We start from the raw sequence: 21,409 nt of genomic DNA on the forward strand, positions 1-21,409 counted from the left end.
AAACTATTTTCCGGCGTGCTTTACGCCCAGTATATCCAGTTCCACCTGATTCAATCCGATTGCCCGCAACTTGTCTCTGTTGCCCTTCAGGCTTTCAATTGAGTTCAGCCCCATACCGCCCAGCATTTCCTGAACTTCATGGCCCCATGCCCTGATAAGGTTGGCAAGGCGCTTTGCCGCAACATCGGGGTTTTGGCGTTTTTTCAGACGAGCTTCGTTTGTGGCTATCCCCCACGGACATTTGCCGGTGTAACAACGACCGCAAAGCGTGCAGCCCACAGATACAAGGGCAGCAGTGCCGATGTATACCGCATCCGCTCCCAGAGCGATGGCTTTAACCACGTCCGCGCTGCAACGGATCCCGCCTGAAACGACCAGCGAAGCATGATTGCGGATGCCTTCGTCACGCAGCCGGTTGTCCACTGCAGCCAATGCAAGTTCAATGGGAATGCCTACGTTGTCGCGAATCATGGTCGGCGCTGCGCCGGTGCCGCCACGGAATCCGTCAATAACAACAATATCTGCACCAGCGCGGACAATGCCCGAGGCGATTGCAGGAGCGTTGTGAACCGCTGCAATTTTGACAGAAACCGGAACACGGTAACGTGTTGCTTCTTTTATAGCGTAAATCAGCTGAAGCAGATCTTCGATGGAATAAATGTCATGGTGCGGAGCTGGTGAAATTGCATCAGAACCCAACGGAACCATGCGTGTGCGAGATACTTCTTCATCAATTTTTTCACCGGGCAGGTGACCGCCGATTCCGGGCTTTGCACCCTGCCCGACTTTGATTTCCACAGCAGCTCCGGCGTTCAGATAATCTTTATGGACGCCAAAACGGCCAGATGCCACCTGCACGATGGTGTTCGGGCCGTATTCATACAAGGATGGGTGCAGGCCGCCTTCCCCCGTGTTGTACACTATGCCCAATTCGGTAGAAGCCTGCGCCATTGCTTTATGCAGGTTGAAGTTGATCGACCCGAACGACATAGCCGCAAACATCAAGGGATATTCAAGCTTGATTTGAGGAGGGATTTCACCTTTCAGCTTGAATCCGGAAGCGCCTTCTTCAAATTCAATTCTGTCCGGCTTTGAGCCCAGATAGGTGCGCAGTTCCATAGGCTCACGAAGCGGGTCGATGGAAGGGTTCGTCACCTGGCTGGCATCCAGCTGAAGGTTGTCCCAGTATACCGGTTTGTCAGCCGGAGAACCTGTGCCGGACAATAAAATACCGCCAGTGTCGCCTTGTTTGTATATGTGTTTGATATAGGTAGGAGTCCAGAATGAATTTTCGCGAAACTCCATAGGGTTTCTGCGAATAGTCAGGCAATGGGTAGGGCACTGGGCAGCACACCGGTGACAGCCGATGCACTTGGAGCTGTCAAAGCTGACCCGCTGTTTTGTGTCATCCCAATAATGAGCTTCATAAGAACACTGCCGGACACAGACTTCGCAATTAATGCAACGAGGATCGTCTCTGTCGATGACAAAGTCTGTAAATTTTTGGCTGATGGGCTTAAATGCCACGATGAGCCCCCTTCTCTTGATAGCAGTGACTCTCAACACCGCTGTTTGTGAACAAAAATGTTATTTATTGCAAAGCAGCTCTTCCAAACTGACTTGAAATGTTATCGTGGGCAAAAAATAACGGAAAAGTTCAAAAAATGTCAATTGTCGAGTTGTTAAGTTTTGAGTAGTGAAAATGTTTGCATAGATAATATATTTAATTTATTAAAATTATATAAGAATATGATTTTAGACCTATTTTTCATACCTTATTGTTTTTTACAATTTTGTATAAAAAACTTGTCTAAAAACATTTTGGTCAACTCTAGTACATGCAGCTTTGTCTCTCTGTGCGTGGTCAGCATATGGTGTGCGGTTACCTTTTCTTCGATTGGAATAAGATGCAGCTCACGATGTTCTGAACTGATGTTTTTCGCTATGCGCCAAGCGTTACTGCTTGGTGAGGTCTTATCATCAGGTGCGTGCAGAATCAGTGCGGGACAACGGACCTGACCTAGTTCTTTTCCTACTCTTCTGCACCCTTCCACAAGGCTCCAAACTTGTGGCAACAGGTTGACCCCATCGTACCCTTTCCAGGGGGCAATCTCTTGCGATTCTTTCGACCTTGGAGCGCAGGGCCAGACTGGTCGTACATGCCTGATGAACCGTACCAAGGGTAACCGCCAGTCCTTCATTTCCCATGGGATAATCCGGTACACATGGATAGGTGCGGCAATACTGATGACAGCCGCAGGTGAAAATCTGGCTGCAAGATGAAGCGACAGAGTCCCGCCCATGGAAAGTCCCGTTACTGCAACGTGCTCAACTTCTTTTGACAGGTTCAGGTATTCCCGTTCTGCATGCTTTGCCCAGTCGTCAAAAAAAGTCGTCCGGAAGTCGTCAATGCTGGTATCGTGGCCCGGTAGTGTTATGCATTTTACAGTTCCTCCTAATTGTTCAATTGGTTCAATCAAAGGTTCCATCTCAAAAGGCGCACCGCCGAATCCGTGGATAAGTAAGCATCCCCAAGTCATTTCCAGCTCCGATAGATTTATTATTGCCTTGATCTGGTAGTCTTTTTATCATCGCAAGCTCAGTCTACCACAAAGGAGATCAGAATGAAGCAGTCATGCGACATCATTATAAAGGCAGGCATATTGGCAACACAGAATATGCAAAGAGACATTGTGTATGATGCCGGAATTGCAATCAGGGGCGACAGCATTATTGCAGTGGGTAACTGGCAGCAGATCGATGCGCAGTGGGAATCTGCTGATTTTTTTGATTTCAGTGACAAACTGGTTATGCCCGGCCTTGTCAATTCGCATACACACATTGCAATGACCTTTCTGAGGGGGCTGGCCGATGATATGCAGCTTATGCAGTGGTTGACCGAACATGTATTCCCTGTAGAAAAACATCTTACAGCAGATATAGTCGAAGCGGGCGCCCTGCTTGCCTGTGCAGAAATGGCCAGAACCGGCACGACAACATTTTGTGATATGTATCTTATTGAAGATGCAACGTACAAAGCCGTAGATAAGGCTGGCCTTCGTATGCAGGGGGGTGAGGGGATTTTCATATTTCCTTCGCCTGCTTATGCCGACACAAAAGCCGCCTTTGATCTGGTCCGCAGGCAGCATGACAAGTACAAAGGGCATGCGCGGATTCGTCAGGCAATCATGCCCCATGCCGTATACACAAGTACTCCCGAGCTGCTAGGCCAATGCAAAGATCTGGCTGACGAACTGGGGTGCGGCCTGCATATCCATCTTGCAGAAACGGTAACAGAAACAGCACAGTGTATTGAAAGCTTCGGTAAACGCCCTGTCCCCTATTGTCACGATCTTGGCCTGCTCAGGTCGGGCACGACAATCGCCCATGCAGTTGATGTGACAGACGACGAACTTGCTTTATTATATGATACAGGTGTGGCTGTTGCTCATAACCCCGAAAGCAACATGAAGTTGGCGTCCGGCGTTGCCAGAATTCCCGAAATGCTTAAAATCGGTATTCCCGTCGGACTTGGCACGGACGGAGCAGCCAGTAATAACGATCTGAATATGTTTACCGAGATGGCTACCTGTGCGTTGTTGCATAAGCTGCAATGTATGGACCCGACATGTGCGCCAGCACAGAAGGTTTTCGATATGGCAACCCTTGGTGGAGGCCGTTGCACCGGATGGCCGGAGGTCGGAAGCATAGAGCCTGCTAAAAAGGCAGACATTATTGCTCTGGACTTGAAATCGCCCAATCTGCAACCTCTTTACTCTCCTGTCTCCCATGCTGTATACGCGGCCTCAGGGCACGAAGTCACACACACTATGGTTGGTGGCGAGTTTGTTTTTCGTGATGGTAAATTCACTCGGTTCGATTACGATGCCTTGCTTAAAGACATTGCCGGCATTAAGCAGTGGGTACTGAAACGGCTTGCATAATTGACAGCTTTTCTAATGCGTCTTTACGCTTTTGGGTTGACATTTGTCGCAATCCGTATCATGGATTCCTGCTTTCTAAAGAACAATACCGCGCAACCTGCGCGACAGGGAGGTTTTATATTATGAGTAACGAAAGAATGCTCGAAGGCGCGGTGAAGACTGCCGAAGGCGTAGAGCTGAAAGGTATGGTCCTTGAGGCCGTTGTTGAGCAATGTGACGGTTGCGACCGCATTCGTGAATTTGAAGGCGAAAAGTTCTGCACCAGCTACCCCTTCCCCGCGAAGAAGTGGGTACTGGGCGACTGCAACTTTGCTACTCACGTAGCCCGGGTTACCGCCAGCGGTAAAAAGATCAACCCGCTTAAAGCATCCAAGCGTGCTGCACGCGGCGGCAAATAATCTTTTTCCACTGCGACCTTTCGAAAGGGCTGCCTCTGGCAGCCCTTCCGTTTTTGGGGCTCGATTTTTCTTTACATTCATCCTGCAAGGCTGCATCCTTCCACGGCATAAATGCTATACAGTGCAGAGTATGTCAGGAGCACACAATGCTTGATACCCTTTTTTCATATCTTGATTCCCAGCGCGAGACTGTTGTTGAACTGCAACGTGAACTTACTGCAATTCCGGCCTTATGTCCGCAAAGCGAAGGCATAGGCGAAGAAGCTAAAGCCGAATTTATTATAGAGAAGCTGCGTGAATTCGGCGTCAGTGACATTCAAACCATCAATGCCCCGGATATCAGAGTTCCTTGCGGATATCGTCCGAATATTGTTGCACGTATTGCGGGACGCGACCAATCCAGAACCTTCTGGATTATCTCGCATATGGATGTTGTCCCCCCGGGCGACTTTGATCTTTGGGAAAGCGATCCCTACACCTTGCGCGTTGACGGCGATGTTCTCATCGGGCGCGGTGTGGAAGACAACCAGCAGGCAATAGTTTCAAGCCTTCTGATGGCTAGAGCATTGCAAAAACATGCTGTAGTGCCGGATGTAAATGTCGGCTTTTTGTTTGTTGCTGATGAGGAAACAGGCAACACGTTCGGGCTTGATCATGTTCTGGCCACTGCTCCCGATCTTTTTAAGCATGAGGACTTGATTCTTGTGCCTGACTGCGGAAATGCGGACGGCACCATGCTGGAAGTGGCTGAAAAAAGCGTTCTGTGGCTTAAAGTTGCCGTTACCGGCAAGCAGTGCCACGGTTCCCGTCCTGAAGAAGGTATAAACTCCTTGGTCGGCGCTGCCGCTATGATTCTGAAAGTGCAGACGCTGCATGATCGCTTCAGCGTGCGCAACGATCTGTTTGTGCCCCCTGTTTCGACTTTTGTTCCCACTAAAAAAGATGCAAATGTTCCGAATGTGAACACCGTGCCTGGAAATGATGTTTTTTACATCGATTGCCGTGTGCTTCCGGAGTACCAGCTTAAGGATGTCATCAACGCTGTTGAGGAACTTGCCCGGAGTGTTGAGCAGGATTACGGCGTAAGCATTACTGTTGAATGCGTCCAGAAAGAACAGGCGACTACGCCTACAGATTCTGCCGCTCCTGTTGTTCTCAGTCTGCAACAGGCTGTAAAAGCAGTTTACAATGCAGATGCGCGGCCAATGGGTATCGGTGGCGGTACTGTTGCTGCCGCCCTCAGGCGCATTGATCTGCCCGCGGTTGTATGGAGCAAGATAATTTCCAATGCGCATACGCCAAATGAGCGATCATTGATTTCGGCAAATATAGGTGACGCGAAGGTCATGCTTCACGTTGCTTTGAATTCTCAAGCATAAATTCAATGGCGCGTCCTGACGGCGCGCCTTTTTTAAGCCATGCCAGTAAATAAACCCGCTATTCCTGACCTGCTTGATCTTATTGTGGTCGGAGCAGGACATGCAGGCTGTGAAGCCGCAATGGCTGCAGCTCGTCTGGGCCTGAAGACCCTTCTTCTTACCATCAACGTCGACCGCATCGGTCATCTTTCCTGCAATCCGGCTATTGGCGGCCTTGCAAAAGGTCACATGGTAAAGGAAATCGACGCATTAGGCGGCATGATGGGGCTGTGGGCAGATGAAGCCGGAATCCAGTTCCGGCTGCTTAATACCAGTAAAGGGCCTGCCGTCCACTCCACCCGTGCACAGATTGACCGTGATGCCTATATGAAGGCTGTGCAGCGTGATATCTTTCGTCAGGAAAACCTATGGGTATGGCAGGATACCGCAGAAACAATCCTGGTAGAAAACGGTCGAGTTGTGGGTGCTCTTACTCAGCTCGGACAGGTCTTCCATTCTCGTACGGTATGTATAACTGCCGGTACGTTCATGAGCGGTCTAATCCACGTGGGACTTACAAACTTTGTCGGCGGACGCCTTGGTGATCCGGCAGCAAAGGGGCTTTCGAAGAGTCTGACTGATATCGGGCTAGTGCTTGGACGTCTTAAGACCGGAACTACGCCCCGCTTATTACGCGACAGCATTAACTTTGACGTTATGAGCGAGCAACCCGGGGATAATCCTCCGCGTCCGTTCAGTTTTCGCACAAAAGAAGTGCGTATGCCGCAGGTGCCATGCTACCTGACATGGACTAACGAACAGACTCACGAAGCTATTCGTGCCGGTTTTGAGCGTTCCCCCATGTTTACAGGTGTAATTACCGGTACTGGTGCACGCTACTGCCCTTCCATTGAAGATAAGGTTGCCCGCTTCCCTGAAAAAGACCGGCATCAGATTTTTATTGAACCTGAAGGGTTGCATAGTCCTGAGGTTTATCCTGGTGGTATTCCGACCAGTCTGCCGCTGGATGTGCAGAAAAGTATGATCGCCACAATTCCCGGCCTTGAAAAGGCACAAATTGTCAGGCCGGGCTACGCCATTGAGTATGATTATGCAAACCCGACACAGCTTAAGCCTACACTGGAAGCTAAAGTTCTTTCCGGATTATGGCTTGCCGGTCAGGTGAACGGTACTTCAGGGTATGAAGAAGCTGCAGCTCAGGGGCTTTGGGCTGCGATTAATATTTTTTGCTCATTAACGGGCCGTGACGAGTTTATCCTTGGAAGAGATCAGGCGTACATTGGCGTACTGGTGGATGACCTTGTCACCAAGGGAACTTTGGAGCCGTACCGGATGTTTACCTCACGGGCCGAGCATAGATTGCTTCTGCGTGAGAATAATGCGGACACCAGATTGACCCCTCTCGGACGGGAGCTTGGCCTTGTAGATGATTTGCAGTGGACATTGTACAGCAAAAAACAGGCCGCGTTAAAAGAATTGCTGATTGAGCTTGAATCACGGCAGGTCAGGCCTGATGCCGAAGCGCGGGTTGTTTTTGCAGCGATGAATGAAGCTGTTCCAACCAAAGCGGTAAGTCTTGCCGATCTGTTACGCAGGCCCAATCTGCAATTGCGTGACCTTGCTCCCTTCGGGCTGGATGTTGCTAATATCGCAGATGATGTTTGCGAAGAAGCACAGACTATAGTCAAGTACTCCGGCTACCTTAAAAGGCAGGAAGATCTGGTCGCCCGCTCTGCCCGCCATGAGTCTGTCTTGATTCCTGACGAGGTGGACTATGCTGCTGTTCACGGCCTTACCCGCGAGGCAGTGGAAAAATTGAGCGCAGTCCGGCCGAGAACTTTGGGGCAGGCTGCCCGAATCTCCGGTATTACCCCTGCTGCGCTTACATGCATAGAGGTGCATCTGAAAAAAGCTGGAAAACTGTAATTCAGGCTGTATTTGGTTTTATTTTTGCAATAAAACTAAATAGTCTGCTTTTTGACACAATGTACGCGGGGGGAACAACCAAGCCGCAACATGCAGTGTTTCAACTGTTTTCAAGCTATGTAACTATCTATGAATATGCACGTTATACCTTTTCAAAGTGTGTACGCAGCTGATCGCACCACCAGCTACTTTACTGAAATTGGCAACAGTTTCGGGGCGACATCCTTTACTTCAGAAAAGTCACTGTATGTTATCGGGGCGCTTTGCGGAATTATCGGGGTTCTGCTGGGTGTGATTGCAATCATGTCCTACCTCAAACGTAAGCATGGCGGTTATGTTCCGGCAGGATGGGTTATGCGCCCTGCGGACATTACCAGACAGATACAGTCAGCCATTGACGCCCGCAGAAAAGTGGAGCTGCAATTTCATACCCCGGGAATGCGGCGCCACTCGACAAGTTGTTCAGCGATAGAAATTGAACATGGAACTCTGCTGCTTGAATGCTCTGGCTTAAGTAAGCTTTCGCCTAAGTGGATAGGCAGACATGTAGAATGTTTTTTTAGCGTTGTAGTAAACAAGCGAGTGATATTTTATACGTTTGTCAGCACTATCGCCGGAATACGTATGGAAGGCGAAAACATCTGCATGATGAATATTCGCATGCCGGAAGTGCTGGAGCAGCGTCAGAAACGTTCATTTTTGCGTATCGAGCCTCCTGAACAGTACGTTCTGGGCATGGCTCTCTGGGCGGAAAAGCTTGATTCTTCCGGCCGGATTCCGCTTAATGTGAAGGAATGGGACAAGCCGGAACTGGTCTATATTCCTAACAAGACAGCCGAGCTTGAACTGGTAAACCTTTCGGCAGGCGGAGCACGTATTAAAATTCGCCGTGAGGTTGCAAAAAAATGTAATTTAACGTTTACCATTGCCGAACGGTTTATACTTTTACTTGATTTATGGGAGCCAGAACTTGGCAAGCGCGATCGCTACTGGCTGCTGTGCCGTACGCAGACCCCTTTTATTGATTTTGAAACCCGTAATGTTGATCTGGGTGTTCAGTTTATCGGTCTGGCAAAAAACAAAGAAAACAGCACGCATGAACTTGTCTGGGTACCCTTCAAGCAGGAAGACGGCATTGAAGTGATCGGCAACTGGGCGATGAAAAGGCATCTTGAATTATATAGAGAAAAAGGGCTGGAAGAGTAACTTGTTATTAATTCAGAGCCCCGGACTCTTGCCTTGCTGGACCGTTGTGCTTATTGCAATATATAAAATTTCAGGTCCCACTGCCCAGCAGGTACGGTAACCATTTAAAAGGAGTACGACATTGGACGAAGGCTCGGACAGTAGGCTCTGGTCGCTTTTTTCCAAACTATTTTCTGCGAAGAACGGCGACAGTGTCGAGCAAGCCATTATAGAAGCTCAGGATGACGGAGAACTGGACTCTGACGAGAGTACTATGTTGTTAAACGTTCTGCGGCTTGATGAAATGCAAGTTGACGAAATCATGACACCTCGCACGGATATAGACTGTGCAGGTGATGACAGTACTATCAGCGAAATAGTTGACTTGATCATTTCCTCTGGACACTCCCGCATCCCTCTCTATCAGGAGAATAGGGATAATATCACCGGTGTGGTTTTTGCAAAAGATTTGCTCAAGTTTTTTGCGGCACCAGAACAATTAGGTGTGCCGGTGGCGCAGATTATGCGACAGCCGATTTTTGTTCCCGAAACCAAGAAAGTCAGTGAATTGCTTCAGGAGTTCCGCAGCCAAAAAAATCATCTGGCTATTGTTCTTGATGAGTATGGCGGAACATCCGGTCTGGTGACTATCGAAGACGTTCTTGAGTTGATTGTAGGTGACATTGAAGACGAGCACGACACTCCTCGTGAAGACGAAATCCGACCAGTCGGCGATGGTATTTTTGATGTTTCCGGTCGGACTTTTCTTGAGGATCTGTCTGAAGAGCTCAATGAAAAGCTTGAATCCGATCAGGTTGAAACTATCGGCGGCTATCTTTCCGAAATTGCGGGGCATGTTCCGCAAGCTGGAGAAGAATTCACCGTCGGAAAATATGTTTATCGTGTGACAGACGCTGATGCTAAGCAAATAAAAACCATCAGGATAACGCCTGCAGAATAATAAGGCGGCCCTAGGGCCGCCTTTTTTATGAACGGGTTACCAGCCCTGCGTATAAGAAGCTTTGATTATGACGTTACGCCCTTCTCTGCTAAGACAAGCCCTTCTTTTTTTTATTGTCGTTGTTGGTGCGTTCATCGGGCTACCAAATCCTTATTTGCAATTTGCTCCTGCAATACTGCTGGTACCCGCGGGCCTTTATCTGATTGCTCTTTCCGCTTGCTCCGCTTTGTCTGCTTTCAGGCAAAGCTGGCTTGCTGCCGGTGCCGGCAGCAGCTGCGTAGTATATTGGGTTGCATATCCTGTTCATGTATATGGTCAGGCATCTTTGGCCCTTGCCGTTCCCTGTGCGTTGCTGGTCGGCACATGGCTTGGTTTGTTCGGAGCATTATTTGCTGTAGTTTGCCACTGCCTGCAGCGGATTACAGGAGTCAGGGACGGTAAAGCGGATTCTTTTGCTGCAGCATTATGTATCAGCATCGCGGCTGGATGTGGATGGGCAGTTCTTGAAGCTGCAAAAGAGGTTATTCTGACGGGATTTCCATGGGCTACTCTGGCATCTGCTTTTGTCGCCATGCCCGTAATGCTTCAATTGGCGTCTGTTGTGGGCGGTACGGGTCTGGGTGCTTTGCTGGTTTGTGCGGCATGTCTGCTGACGCATGCAGTTTATATAAATCAGGGCCGGATGTTGCCAGCCGTGACAGGCGTTGCGCTTTTGGGCGGTATTGCGGTTTTTGGTCACATTACGCTGAGTAGTCCCCTGCCGGACGGAAAGCCTGCAATGGTCTCTCTGATTCAGGGAAATATCAATCAGGACCAGAAGTGGCTGCCTGAATATCAGCAGGGAACAGCGGACAGATATCTGAGTATGTCTCAGGGGGCAGTGGATAAAGTCAGACCTGACCTTCTAGTCTGGCCGGAAACATCTATGCCTTTCTACTATCAGGAACATGCGTTGGGAGAGACTATACGCGAAGAGCTGCGCAGGCTTCAAACTCCTTTGCTGTTAGGTACCCCGGGCTATATTCTGGGTAATAAATTCGGCGAATACTCTACCTATAATCGCGCATATCTTGTAAGTGAAAAAGGAAAGGACATCGGTTTTTATGACAAAGAGCACCTTGTACCATTCGGAGAGTATATTCCCCCCTTTCTGGAGTTGCCCTTTTTGCGCACAATGATGCAGGGGGTCGGTGATTTTACCCCCGGGACTCGGGTTGCTCCGCTGACAGTGCGCAATCTTGTGCTAGGCATACTGATTTGTTATGAATCCATTTTTTCCGAACTGGCCCAACAGCGGGTAGCTGCCGGTGCTACGGTATTGATTAATATCAGTAACGATGCATGGTTCGGAGATACGTCGGCACCTTACCAGCATTTACAGCTGACTGCTGTGCGGGCAGTTGAGCAAGGACGGTATATCGCAAGGTGTACCAATACAGGTATCAGCGCTATCATTGACCCATATGGGCGGATAGTTGAAACTGGTCCTTTGTTTAAACCGGCAATTATATCCGGCAACGTGCTGGGAATATCAACAACAACCATTTATCATACAATATATGAAGCCGTTGTGCCGGCTTTGCTGCTGCTGTTCTGCCTTGCCCTGGCAGGCTGCGTGGCATTAAGCCGCAGGCACAAAGCTAGCTTGCAGGAATAAATTTATGCTTCAGCTTTCTGATCTTCGTTCACAAGGCAACACTCTCCTTCAGCAATTTCACACCCTTTGGGGGCGTCTTTGACCACGAGTCGACGATTAGGCGACTTGAAGAGATAGAAAAACAGCTCTCTAGCCCTGACGCATGGAACGCGCCTGAAAAGCTGACTCCGGTTTTGCGTGAAAAAAGCCAGCTGGAAAATGAATCTGCAAGACTGACAGCCTTGAAACAAGCAAAAGAGGAGCTTGAAGGCTGGCTGGAGATGGCGGAAGAGGAAAATACTCAGGAAGTTCTGGAGCAACTTTCGGGTCAGATTACACTCCTTGAACAGTTGCTTGAAGAAACCGAAGTCGGCCTGCTGTTATCCGCTGAAGAAGACAAGCATCCGGCAATTCTGGAAGTTCACCCCGGAGCCGGAGGTACTGAAGCTCAGGACTGGGCACAGATGCTGCTTAGAATGTATCTGCGCTGGGCTGATAAACATGAGTTTAAGACTGAGTACCTTGATTATCTGGACGGCGATGAAGCTGGAATTAAAAGTGTTACCCTGAAAATCGACGGGCCTAACGCTTATGGCTTGCTCAAAGGTGAAAAAGGTATTCATAGACTCATACGTATTTCTCCGTTTGATGCTTCGGGCCGCAGGCATACCTCATTTGCTTCAGTAGATGTCATTCCAGACGCCGGTGAAGAAATTAATATCGACATCAAGGAAACTGACATAAGAGTTGATATATTTCGCTCCAGCGGCCCTGGGGGCCAAAGCGTTAACACCACCAGTTCTGCTGTGCGGGTGACTCACATCCCTACGGGTATCACAGCACAGTGCCAGAATGAAAAATCGCAGCATCATAATAAAGATTCGGCTATGCAGATTTTAAGAGCGCGTCTTTATGAAGTAGAGTTGCGCAAGCGCGAGGCAGAGCGCCAGGCGGACTATGCCAACAAAGACGCCATCGCATGGGGTAGCCAGATCCGTACTTATACCCTGCAACCTTACAGGCTGGTTAAGGATCATCGTTCCAACTTTGAAGTTGGTGATGTTGAATCAGTTCTTGACGGCGAATTGGATGCCTTGATGCGTAATCACCTTTTATTCCAGCATGAACGGCAGATAAATGGATAACAAAGACAACCTGATACAACAGCCTGAAACGACCTGTGCGGACTCTGGTCCCTGTCGTGAAAGGTTGCTTGATGCGGCCTCTTCCGAGTTGGCTCAGCTGAAAAGCGCCCTGCAGGAAGGAGGGCTCCAGTCCGGTCCTGATAATGCGGGGTGCATGGTTGCCGTTACCAGATTGATACCCGGCTGCACTATGGAAGATTGGTCGCGCGCAGCTGAAAAGCTGGGTTTGTCAAAATGGCTGGCTTATCCTTTTGACAACACTGAAGGAGCCAACCTGCTGCAGGTTCAGCAAGCGCTGGATAACCTGAGCTGGCAATCTGAACATGACCCGCTTACAGGTCTTGCTAATCGTCGTTCGTTTGAACGGAGCCTGAAGCTGGAACTGCAGCGTTCGGTGCGGGGAAATTCACAGCTTAGTGTAGTCATGCTGGATATTGATGACTTTAAAGCCGTGAATGATACATACGGGCACCCTTGCGGCGATGAAGTTTTAGTGAGGCTGGCCCACCACCTGAATTCCGGAAAACGTGCGTATGATGTCGCAGCCCGCATAGGTGGTGAAGAATTTGCTCTTGTTCTGCCCGGCGCATCGGCAATCACAGCCCGCCTTATGGTGGTTCGTCTGTTGGAAGCTATGCGTAAAATTCCCATTAACTGCGAAGGACATCCTCCTTTTCATATCACTTTTTCTGCGGGTGTCGCTGTCTGCAAGGGGAGTATGCCCTGCCCTGCTGACAGGCTGATAGCGTATGCAGATGAGGCCTTGTACGAAGCAAAGCGGACGGGAAAAAACCGGGTTGTTCTTTCCCGCCAAACCCCTGGTGCGCCTTACGATAAAAATACCATGGTTCAATCCCAGGAAAAGCAACTTCTTTTTTCCGGAAAAGAGTAACAGAGCAATATTGCTATGAGAAAAACTTTCAGTGTTTCTGTGCTTAGCGGTAAAGGCGGCGTAGGTAAAACCAACCTCGCACTGAATCTTGCCTTTTGCCTGCATAAGGGCGGCCATCCGCTTCTTCTGATGGATTGTGACATGGGGCTTGCAAACCTTGATGTTTTGCTCGGGCTTACACCGGAGCATACCATGTATGATTTGCTTGAAACCAGCATTGCTCCTCAGGAAATTGTTGTCCCCATTGAACAAGGTGGCTTTGATTTTATGCCTGCCGCCTCGGGTTTGACTGACCTGATTGAAATGGACAACGATACCAGAGAGATTCTGTTCCAGAGGCTGATGCCCCTGTTCAGCAGCTATGATTACCTGTTTATGGATCTGGGAGCAGGCATATCATCCACGGTTCTTTCGCTTGGGGCTATGGCGGACATGCGGCTGGTGATTATTACCCCTGAGCCTACTTCTCTGACTGACAGCTATGCTCTTATCAAAATGCTGCATTCACAATATAGCATTGAAGATTTTCATGTAGTCGTCAATCAGGCAGAAAGTCCTGCTGAAACGAAGCAGGCCTTCCAGCGACTTGCCGCTGCGTGTGACAAATTTTTAGGTTTCCACCCTAAATTTCTTGGTGGAGTGAGTTATGATAAGGCGCTGCCCGAGGCTGTGCGCAGGCAGACTCCGCTTATGCGCATGAACCATAACTCGCCAGCAGCAAAGGATATTTTTTCGATAGCTGTTAAGGTGCAACGCCATCGCGCTTCAGTTATGGAAACCCTCTCCGATACCCCGTTGCTGGAAGAAATGCATAAAAAAGAATATTAGGACTTGAACTTGTAGGTAATTTGCATAATATTCGCGTTGTACACACTCTTTTTTTGAACCATACCTCTTTAGGGGAGGCCACTAGATGAATAAAAGCGAATTGATTAAAGTCTTATCTGAAGAAAACAACATCTCTATTGAAGAAGCCACTCTTGTGGTAACCACGTTTGTCGATTCCATGAAAGACGCTCTTCTGAATGGTGACCGCGTTGAAATTCGCGGTTTTGGAAGTTTTAAGATTAAACAGTACGAAGGTTACTCCGGAAGGAATCCTAAAACTGGTGATCTTGTAACCGTTCAGCCTAAACAGCTGCCCTTCTTCCGGGCGGGTAAAGAGCTGAAAGAATTTCTCAACAACTAGTATGTTGTTCTGATCCCAGTTCGCCCGAACCGGCAGTGCCGTTTCGGGCGTTTTTTGTTATCTATTCGACAAAAAGCTACCTGTTGACTGGACTTGGGATGTAACGCATTGTAGTGCGGAAAGTTTGCAGCAGGAGAGGTACCTGCGGCAATTTTTCTTAATACACTCTGATGATTGCGGGCACCAAATGGCAACCTCAGGAGATTTACCCCATGACGCGGACACCGCGTACGACGCTGCCCTTCTATAAAATGCAGGGGTGCGGAAACGACTTTGTCTTTATTGATAACAGGTCATTGAAGCTGCCTGTCTCAGCTATGGAAGAATGGGCGCAGAAAATTTGCAAGCGTTCTTTCGCTGTCGGAGCTGACGGACTTGTTTTTCTGGAAGAGGCTCCCGATTCACCTGAGCTGGACTACAGGTGGCACTTTTATAACGCTGATGGCTCCCGGGCTGAAATGTGCGGAAACGCATCCCGTTGCGCTGCTCTTCTGGCTTGCGACTTAGGCTTTGCCGATCCGCAGCATGTGTTTGGAACAGACGCAGGACCTGTGCGTGCCCGCGTAGATGCTGTCAACGGCACAGTCAAGGTTGAACTTACCCCCCCTAAAGAACTCAGCCTTAATAATATGCTCCAGTTTGAAGGCTTTACGCATGAAGTGCACTTTGTAAATACAGGTGTTCCTCATGCTGTGTGGCTCGATGCTGATGCGGCAGAACTTGATGTGCGAAAACTCGGTGCGGCGTTGCGATACCACGACAGGTTTGCTCCTGCGGGCACCAATGCAAACTTCGTTACTGTTCTTGATTCCGACAATATTATGCTTCGCACTTATGAGCGTGGTGTTGAAGATGAAACCTATGCATGCGGCACCGGTGCTGCTGCAGGTGCAGTCATTACACATGCTCTCGGCCTTACGGGGCCGCAAGTTACTGTGCGCAGTTCCGGCGGAGAGTTGCTCGGCATATCGCTGGAAGACGGCTCGGTTTTCCTCGAAGGCAAGGCGCTTTTGATTTACTCGGGTGATATGAACCTTGAGGCGCTGAATCTTACCCTACCCTAAGTACGTGCGACTTTACTTCGCGTACTTATGCAAAACACAGGAGAAGGCACATGCAATTTTCTGGAGCCCTTACTGCGATTGTAACCCCCGTTAAAAATGGCAGTCTGGATGAAGAAGCATATCGCAATCTTATAGAATGGCAGATCGAACAAGGTATTAATGGTATAGTTCCCTGTGGCACTACCGGTGAATCTGCAACTCTGTCCCATGAAGAACACAGGGATGTGATCCGCATATGCATTGATCAGGTAAAGGGACGGGTTCCTGTTCTGGCCGGAGCCGGCTCTAACAGCACCAAAGAGGCGATCGGGCTTGCTCAGTTTGCTAAAGATGCCGGGGCGGATGGAGCTCTGCTTATTACGCCCTACTACAACAAACCTACTCAGGAAGGTCTGTACCAGCATTTTAAAGCCATCGCTGCAGAAGTATCGCTTCCTTACATCATGTACAACGTTCCGGGGCGTACCGGTGTGAACATGACTTCTGAAACCGTTGCACGGATCAGGCGTGACGTGCCGGAAGTTGTTGGTATTAAAGAAGCCTCTGCAAACCTGAAACAAGTTTCAGAAATTCTTGAATTCTGCGGTACTGATTTTCAGGTTCTTTCCGGAGACGACTTTACAGTGCTCCCTCTGCTTTCAGTCGGCGGATGTGGCGTAATTTCTGTCGTGTCTAACATTGTTCCCGGCAAGATGGCTGGTCTTTGCAAAGCCTTTGCAGAAGGTAACCTTGAACTTGCCCGTACAATTCATCACGAACTTTCACCTCTTTCGCGTGCAATGTTCTGTGAAACTAATCCGATTCCTGTAAAGACCGCTCTTTCGATGATGGGTAAACTGGAGCTTGAACTGCGTCTGCCGCTGGTTCCTCTGCTGCCCCAAAATGAAAAATACCTGCGCGGCATTCTTTCCGTGGCAGGGTTAGTCTAGTCTCTGAACGGACAACAACTGAGGCGGGTGTCTTTAAACAGGCATTCGCCTTTTTTAATCTGCAGCAAGTCGCTCCTTTTCCTCTTGAAGCTACGGCAACCCTAGGATAAGTTAAGTGGCTGTGTGTCTGACTGAATGGAGTTCTACGATACAGAGATTCAGTAGACGGCCCTATAAATCAATTTCATGAACAACCTGCATATAATGCAAGTCCACTATTTTCCGACGGAGGGAACAGGTAATGGAAGCCCCGCAAAAGAACCTCGCGCTTGACCTTGTACGTGTCACGGAAGCTGCTGCTCTGGCGTCTGCCCGCTGGCTTGGCAAAGGAAATCAGGACGCAGGTGATCAGGCTGCCGTAGACGCCATGCGGCTTTGCTTTAACTCGCTGAATATTTCCGGTGTGGTTGTTATCGGCGAAGGTGAAAAAGACAAAGCTCCGATGCTGTACAATGGCGAAAAAGTAGGTGCAGGCAACGGCCTTGCCCTCGATGTTGCGGTTGATCCTGTAGAGGGCACTAAACTGCTTGCTTATGGCCGTCCTAACGCCATTTCCGTTATCGGCGTTGCCCCCGCAGGAACTATGTACAACCCCGGCCCCAGTTTTTATATGCAGAAGCTGGTAGTACCCGGTGCTGCGAAAAACGTGGTTGATCTGGACGCGCCAGTGGCTGAAAACCTGAACAAAATTGCCAAGGCTCTTGATAAAGACGTAGATGACCTTGTCGTTTTTGTACTGGATAAGCCCCGCCATGCCAATCTGATTGAACAGGTTCGTGCCGCAGGTGCACGTATTCAGCTGCATACCGATGGTGACGTATCCGGTGCTTTGATGGCTGTTGATCCCCGCTCTGAAGTTGACGTCATGATGGGTACCGGTGGTACTCCTGAAGGCGTTCTGGCTGCTTGCGCCATCAAAGGTATCGGTGGTGAAATGTTTGCGCGCCTTGATCCGCAGTCTTATGTGGAAAAAGAAGCCATTCTTGAGGCTGGCATTGATTTGCGCGAAATTCACACCGTAGATACTCTTATCCGTAGCGATGATGTGTTTTTCTCCGCCACCGGTATTTCCGGCGGTACTTTCCTTAAAGGTGTTCAATACACCGGTAACGGCGCAGTGACCCATTCCATGGTTATCCGTGGACGTACCGGCACTCTGCGTTACATTGAGTCTATCAATAACTGGGATAAGCTGATGAAAATCAGCTCGGTTAAATACGACTAATTTAACCCCGCCTGACAGAAGCCGGCCGTCTGGTCGGCTTCTTTTTATACAAACCACCTATCAGGAGCCATTATGCGCGCCGCCATCTCTGCTTTTTTCGTCTTTGTCTTCTGCCTTACTTCTATGGCGGCTTTTGCTGCTGATCCTGATTTTCATAAGCAGCCCCCTTTTACCGGAGAAGAGCTTAAACAATTTATGACTGATTTTCCGGCTTACAGAGAGTGGGCTATTGCCAATAAAGACTCCTCGGGCCCTGCTGTTGCCTCCGGCAATATTCCTTCATTTAACTGGACATTGGGGGCTGAGACTTATCTTAAAAAGAACACTTCGTGGGAACCCAGCCGGTTTTTTTATGTTATGACTCATGTTTTTGCCGGATTTGAAATAATTAAATTCGGTGACATGGTGACTGGTGAGAATCGCCCTCCGGATATGCCTGTGGTGCCTGATTCCGAACTTGTATTGTTGAAACCGCTTCTGCAAGGCCAGTAAAAAGTAAAGCGGGCACACACTGTGTGCCCGCTTTTTTTGTTATCCAAAGGCGTTGGGCCAATTAGAAAGTGACCACCTGATAGCCATTCTCTATCCATTCAGACATGGCCGGATGGCCTCCCATCTCTCCTACAAGCGCTATTCCGCAAGCTGGAATGGCCTCAACGACCCCCAGCTTTGTCGAGCAGGCTTTGCAAGCTCCATAAATGATGCCTGCCTCTTTTACCTGTGCATAAAGAGTATGCATAGGATGGTCCGGCTCATTCAAGGAAGGCAACAACTTCACAGCAGCCCCTTCGACTACCAGTTTTACATCAACGCCCCTGCTTTTCATGTCTTTTGCATTTAACAGAACATGAATGAAACACATTTCTTCACCGTTGAACGGAAACAGCACAACTTTATGCATTGAAAACTCCTAACGGTAGCTGTCCATAATGTTGTCCAAGGTTCCCAAGTCAACTTTTTGTGTACAAAGCGGGCCTTCTTTCAAAAAGTCAAAACGTTCGTCCAAGGTCGGCCTTGTGTTTTTATACAATACCCCGATAGGAATTTTTTCGCCGAATTCCTGAGCTTTTTCCATGGCGGCATCCCAATTTGTAGGGTCATAATCGGCCGGAAGTTCATAGCAACGCTGTTTGTACCAGCCGAATGTATTAACTTTATTAAATGAGATACAAGGCGAGAAAATATCGACCAGCGCAAACCCCTTGTGCTGTATTGCCTGTTTCATAACAGAAACAAGGTGCGGCACATTGCCGGAAAAAGCACGTGCAACAAAGCTGCACCGCATAGTTACGGCAACGGCGATGGGGTTGAAAGCAGAATTGTATACGCCGTCAGGCTGCGACTTCGTCACATGCCCCTCCATAGTTGTAGGGCTGGCCTGCCCTTTTGTGAGTCCGTAAATCTGGTTGTCGTGAGCAAGCAAGGTCAGGTCTACATTTCGGCGGATTGCTGCCAGAAAATGGTTACCTCCCTCTCCGTAATTACATCCGTCACCGCTTTCTGCGATAACGGTGAGTTGCGGGTTGGCCAGTTTAACCGCCTGAGCAGAAGGCAACCCCCTGCCGTGTAGACCGTTAAAGCCATTCAGGCTTATATAGTGCGGTGCTTTGGCAGCCTGACCGATACCCGAGACATGGGCAACAGTATGGGACTGAAGTTCGAGCTCCGAAAGGGCTTGTTTCAAGGCTTTAAGCACATCATGGTTTCCGCATCCGGGGCACCAGGAAGTTGTGTATTCACCGTATTCTTTAATATCTATCATAATCAGCCCTCCTGCTCTCCGAGCTGCTGCAATATGTAACGGGGAGTGAATGGTCTGCCATCGTACCTGAGCACCTTTTTGTGCACGTTAAAGCCTGTTTCCTGACGTAACAATCTCATAAACTGTGCGGTTGCATTGCCTTCTACACCAATGACTTCGTCCGCGGCTTCCAGAACAGAAAGAAACTGTTCAGAGTTAAGTGGCCAGACTTGTGTAAAGCTTAATACTCCGACAGATTTTCCCTTTTTGCGCATACGTGCCGCTGCTTCGCGCACAGGCCCTTCACTGCTGCCCCAGCTTATAAGAATTCGGCTGGCGTTTTTGTCGCCGTAGTAACGAGGGGGAATAGCTGTTGCGCGCATTCCTTCTTCTTTTTTCATCCGCTTGTCGTTCATCGCGACGCGGACTTCCATAGACTCTGTAATATGGCCATCTTCCGTATGTTCATGACAGTCTGCTAATACCAGCGATTTACTGAAACCGGGAACCTTACGGGGAGAGACTCCGTCATCCGAATACGCGTAACGCTTGTAGTTTCTGTCTCCGTTCTGGCTCATGTCCGGCTCGGAAACAGGGGATAAGGCGTTTAAGTCAAATTTTTCCACTGCCCTGTATGAGTCTGCCAGAAACTGATCTGTCAGCACAAAGGCAGGTGTTTGATAACGCTCTGTGACGTCGAATGATTTGTATGTAAGCTCAAAGCAACCTTCAATCGTTGCTGGAGCAAATATGGCACGGGGAAATTCTCCGTGTCCGGCGTAAAGAACAAGGTTCAGGTCTGCCTGTTCTGTTCTGGTCGGTAACCCCGTTGCCGGCCCCGGACGTTGCGCAACGACAATGACAATGGGAGATTCCATAACACCCGCAAGGCTTACTGCTTCTGTCATAAGCGCAAAGCCGCCACCACTTGTGGGCACCAGCGTCTTTGCTCCGGCATAAACAGAGCCAAGCCCCATATTAAGCGCTGCGATTTCATCCTCAGCCTGCTCAACAAGCACTTTCATTTGCTTAGCGTATGTAATCAGATTTTGTGCAACAGATGTTGCCGGAGTCATAGGATAAAAGAAGCAGCATTTTACTCCGGCAGCCAGAGCGCCAAGGGCAATCGCTTCGTTGCCATGGATTACAATTCTGTTTTTATTTCCTTCTGGCGCAGGCAGCGGAGTGCAACTTGTTTTAAAGTCTCCTGCCCATCGGCAGCTTTCAGTCAGTACTTCAAGATTCTGAGCAACAACCTCATCCCCTTTCTTCATGAAGGTGTTTTTGACAAGGGTCTGCAACACATCGCTTTCAATTCCCAGCAATTCACCAAGAACCGCAAGCCCGGAAATGTTCTGGTAAATAGGCCGTGGTGCAAGTTTTGAGAAAGGTACTTTAATGGCTTTAAGCCCTTCGGAGTCAAGGCTCTCATCAAGGATGACAATACCGTTGTCATTAACGTTCTTTTTATGAAGCGACACAGTCTCCTGATTCAAAGCGACCAGAATATCAATGTCATCCACCGGCGAAACAATTTCGCCCACACCGGTTCTGATCCTGTACGTGTTATGACCGCCTCTGACGCGGGACATGTAATGTTGGGCAATCAGTATTTCATAACCGCTTCTGGCAAGAGCTTTAGTTAACATCTGTCCAATAGTAACAAGCCCTTGTCCGGCTTCGCCACCTATGACAATGTATTTGTCTTTATTGCTCACGATGTGCTCCTTGGCTGGCTTCCGGCTGATAGGATGCTATCCATAAAAAAGCCCCTGCCCGTATGTCAGGCAGGGGA

General features: G+C 49.0%; 20 protein-coding genes. 15 read left to right on the forward strand and 5 right to left on the reverse strand.

Translation table 11 applies throughout. From position 1 onward, the window contains the following. Positions 1–3: 3 nt before the first annotated feature. Together ACK5LI_RS11510 and ACK5LI_RS11515 are read right to left on the reverse strand one after the other, a co-directional pair. Complete coding sequence (locus ACK5LI_RS11510) at positions 4–1,527, reverse strand: glutamate synthase-related protein (protein ID WP_416949416.1); 1,524 nt, start codon at positions 1,525–1,527, stop codon at positions 4–6. Between the two features lie 248 nt (positions 1,528–1,775). Then, positions 1,776–2,540, reverse strand: coding sequence for an alpha/beta hydrolase (locus ACK5LI_RS11515; RefSeq protein WP_416949418.1), 765 nt, complete (start codon positions 2,538–2,540; stop codon positions 1,776–1,778). 84 nt (positions 2,541–2,624) lie between these two features. Here ACK5LI_RS11515 and ACK5LI_RS11520 point away from each other — a divergent pair, with 84 nt between their 5' ends. The 15 genes from ACK5LI_RS11520 (at position 2,625) to ACK5LI_RS11590 (ending at position 18,365) form a co-directional block, all read left to right on the forward strand. After that, on the forward strand, positions 2,625–3,944 hold the full coding sequence (locus ACK5LI_RS11520) for an amidohydrolase (RefSeq protein ID WP_416949420.1): 1,320 nt from the start codon (positions 2,625–2,627) through the stop codon (positions 3,942–3,944). Positions 3,945–4,066: 122 nt separating this feature from the next. After that, a complete protein-coding gene (locus tag ACK5LI_RS11525; protein ID WP_416949422.1) occupies positions 4,067–4,342 on the forward strand; it encodes a PxxKW family cysteine-rich protein in 276 nt (91 codons plus the stop codon). A 146-nt stretch (positions 4,343–4,488) separates the two neighbouring features. Beyond that, positions 4,489–5,721 (forward strand): M20 family metallo-hydrolase, encoded by a 1,233-nt coding sequence (locus ACK5LI_RS11530; RefSeq protein ID WP_416949424.1) that lies wholly within the window; start codon positions 4,489–4,491, stop codon positions 5,719–5,721. 39 nt (positions 5,722–5,760) lie between these two features. Further along, the gene (gene mnmG / locus ACK5LI_RS11535) at positions 5,761–7,647 is read left to right on the forward strand and encodes a tRNA uridine-5-carboxymethylaminomethyl(34) synthesis enzyme MnmG (protein WP_416949426.1); all 1,887 of its coding nucleotides are present in this window, start codon (positions 5,761–5,763) and stop codon (positions 7,645–7,647) included. 129 nt (positions 7,648–7,776) lie between these two features. After that, the gene (locus ACK5LI_RS11540) at positions 7,777–8,853 is read left to right on the forward strand and encodes a hypothetical protein (RefSeq protein ID WP_416949428.1); all 1,077 of its coding nucleotides are present in this window, start codon (positions 7,777–7,779) and stop codon (positions 8,851–8,853) included. A gap of 121 nt (positions 8,854–8,974) precedes the next feature. After that, positions 8,975–9,793 (forward strand): hemolysin family protein, encoded by an 819-nt coding sequence (locus tag ACK5LI_RS11545; RefSeq protein ID WP_416949430.1) that lies wholly within the window; start codon positions 8,975–8,977, stop codon positions 9,791–9,793. A 67-nt stretch (positions 9,794–9,860) separates the two neighbouring features. After that, positions 9,861–11,450, forward strand: coding sequence for an apolipoprotein N-acyltransferase (lnt, locus tag ACK5LI_RS11550; RefSeq protein WP_416949432.1), 1,590 nt, complete (start codon positions 9,861–9,863; stop codon positions 11,448–11,450). A gap of 4 nt (positions 11,451–11,454) precedes the next feature. Next, positions 11,455–12,574 (forward strand): peptide chain release factor 2 gene (prfB, locus tag ACK5LI_RS11555; protein WP_416949434.1). Its coding sequence is split into 2 segments (ribosomal slippage): positions 11,455–11,529 and positions 11,531–12,574, totalling 1,119 coding nucleotides; the frame shifts between segments, so codons are not numbered across the junction. After that, a complete protein-coding gene (locus tag ACK5LI_RS11560) occupies positions 12,567–13,466 on the forward strand; it encodes a GGDEF domain-containing protein (RefSeq protein ID WP_416949436.1) in 900 nt (299 codons plus the stop codon). The genes prfB and ACK5LI_RS11560 overlap by 8 nt, the downstream gene beginning before the upstream one ends. A 15-nt stretch (positions 13,467–13,481) precedes the next feature. Next, positions 13,482–14,294: a MinD/ParA family protein gene (locus ACK5LI_RS11565; RefSeq protein ID WP_416949438.1), complete on the forward strand. Its 813-nt coding sequence runs from the start codon at positions 13,482–13,484 to the stop codon at positions 14,292–14,294. A gap of 85 nt (positions 14,295–14,379) precedes the next feature. Continuing rightward, positions 14,380–14,655, forward strand: coding sequence for an HU family DNA-binding protein (locus ACK5LI_RS11570; RefSeq protein WP_416949440.1), 276 nt, complete (start codon positions 14,380–14,382; stop codon positions 14,653–14,655). Positions 14,656–14,867: 212 nt separating this feature from the next. Continuing rightward, positions 14,868–15,719 carry a diaminopimelate epimerase gene (gene dapF, locus ACK5LI_RS11575; protein ID WP_416949442.1) on the forward strand — a complete coding sequence of 284 codons (852 nt, stop codon included), beginning with the start codon at positions 14,868–14,870 and terminating at the stop codon, positions 15,717–15,719. A 50-nt stretch (positions 15,720–15,769) separates the two neighbouring features. After that, entirely contained in the window at positions 15,770–16,648 is an 879-nt protein-coding gene (dapA, locus tag ACK5LI_RS11580; protein WP_416949445.1) for a 4-hydroxy-tetrahydrodipicolinate synthase, read from the forward strand. A gap of 241 nt (positions 16,649–16,889) precedes the next feature. Beyond that, a complete protein-coding gene (gene glpX / locus ACK5LI_RS11585) occupies positions 16,890–17,873 on the forward strand; it encodes a class II fructose-bisphosphatase (RefSeq protein ID WP_416949447.1) in 984 nt (327 codons plus the stop codon). A 72-nt stretch (positions 17,874–17,945) separates the two neighbouring features. Next, positions 17,946–18,365, forward strand: coding sequence for a hypothetical protein (locus ACK5LI_RS11590; protein ID WP_416949449.1), 420 nt, complete (start codon positions 17,946–17,948; stop codon positions 18,363–18,365). A 61-nt stretch (positions 18,366–18,426) separates the two neighbouring features. On the opposite strand, the gene ACK5LI_RS11595 is transcribed toward ACK5LI_RS11590, so the two are convergent. The 3 genes from ACK5LI_RS11595 to ACK5LI_RS11605 are packed head-to-tail and all read right to left on the reverse strand — an operon-like array spanning position 18,427 to position 21,332. Continuing rightward, the gene (locus ACK5LI_RS11595; protein ID WP_416949451.1) at positions 18,427–18,774 is read right to left on the reverse strand and encodes a DsrE family protein; all 348 of its coding nucleotides are present in this window, start codon (positions 18,772–18,774) and stop codon (positions 18,427–18,429) included. 9 nt (positions 18,775–18,783) lie between these two features. Beyond that, complete coding sequence (locus ACK5LI_RS11600) at positions 18,784–19,635, reverse strand: 2-oxoacid:ferredoxin oxidoreductase subunit beta (protein WP_416949453.1); 852 nt, start codon at positions 19,633–19,635, stop codon at positions 18,784–18,786. A gap of 2 nt (positions 19,636–19,637) precedes the next feature. Next, positions 19,638–21,332 (reverse strand): 2-oxoacid:acceptor oxidoreductase subunit alpha, encoded by a 1,695-nt coding sequence (locus tag ACK5LI_RS11605; RefSeq protein WP_416949456.1) that lies wholly within the window; start codon positions 21,330–21,332, stop codon positions 19,638–19,640. Positions 21,333–21,409 lie beyond the last annotated feature (77 nt).

The sequence above is a fragment of the Oleidesulfovibrio sp. genome, assembly GCF_047973035.1.
Lineage (GTDB): Bacteria > Desulfobacterota > Desulfovibrionia > Desulfovibrionales > Desulfovibrionaceae > Oleidesulfovibrio.

What these genes read in the sequence shown, in the direction of transcription:
- ACK5LI_RS11560 (WP_416949436.1), top strand. Translation starts at nt 12,567, where the DNA reads ATGGATAACAAAGACAACCTGATACAACAGCCTGAAACGACCTGTGCG.
- ACK5LI_RS11530 (WP_416949424.1), top strand. Translation starts at nt 4,489, where the DNA reads ATGCTTGATACCCTTTTTTCATATCTTGATTCCCAGCGCGAGACTGTT.
- mnmG (WP_416949426.1), top strand. Translation starts at nt 5,761, where the DNA reads ATGCCAGTAAATAAACCCGCTATTCCTGACCTGCTTGATCTTATTGTG.
- ACK5LI_RS11520 (WP_416949420.1), top strand. Translation starts at nt 2,625, where the DNA reads ATGAAGCAGTCATGCGACATCATTATAAAGGCAGGCATATTGGCAACA.
- ACK5LI_RS11595 (WP_416949451.1), bottom strand. Translation starts at nt 18,774, where the DNA reads ATGCATAAAGTTGTGCTGTTTCCGTTCAACGGTGAAGAAATGTGTTTC.
- ACK5LI_RS11540 (WP_416949428.1), top strand. Translation starts at nt 7,777, where the DNA reads ATGAATATGCACGTTATACCTTTTCAAAGTGTGTACGCAGCTGATCGC.
- ACK5LI_RS11570 (WP_416949440.1), top strand. Translation starts at nt 14,380, where the DNA reads ATGAATAAAAGCGAATTGATTAAAGTCTTATCTGAAGAAAACAACATC.
- ACK5LI_RS11600 (WP_416949453.1), bottom strand. Translation starts at nt 19,635, where the DNA reads ATGATAGATATTAAAGAATACGGTGAATACACAACTTCCTGGTGCCCC.
- glpX (WP_416949447.1), top strand. Translation starts at nt 16,890, where the DNA reads ATGGAAGCCCCGCAAAAGAACCTCGCGCTTGACCTTGTACGTGTCACG.
- dapF (WP_416949442.1), top strand. Translation starts at nt 14,868, where the DNA reads ATGACGCGGACACCGCGTACGACGCTGCCCTTCTATAAAATGCAGGGG.
- dapA (WP_416949445.1), top strand. Translation starts at nt 15,770, where the DNA reads ATGCAATTTTCTGGAGCCCTTACTGCGATTGTAACCCCCGTTAAAAAT.
- lnt (WP_416949432.1), top strand. Translation starts at nt 9,861, where the DNA reads ATGACGTTACGCCCTTCTCTGCTAAGACAAGCCCTTCTTTTTTTTATT.
- ACK5LI_RS11515 (WP_416949418.1), bottom strand. Translation starts at nt 2,540, where the DNA reads ATGACTTGGGGATGCTTACTTATCCACGGATTCGGCGGTGCGCCTTTT.
- ACK5LI_RS11565 (WP_416949438.1), top strand. Translation starts at nt 13,482, where the DNA reads ATGAGAAAAACTTTCAGTGTTTCTGTGCTTAGCGGTAAAGGCGGCGTA.
- ACK5LI_RS11590 (WP_416949449.1), top strand. Translation starts at nt 17,946, where the DNA reads ATGCGCGCCGCCATCTCTGCTTTTTTCGTCTTTGTCTTCTGCCTTACT.
- ACK5LI_RS11525 (WP_416949422.1), top strand. Translation starts at nt 4,067, where the DNA reads ATGAGTAACGAAAGAATGCTCGAAGGCGCGGTGAAGACTGCCGAAGGC.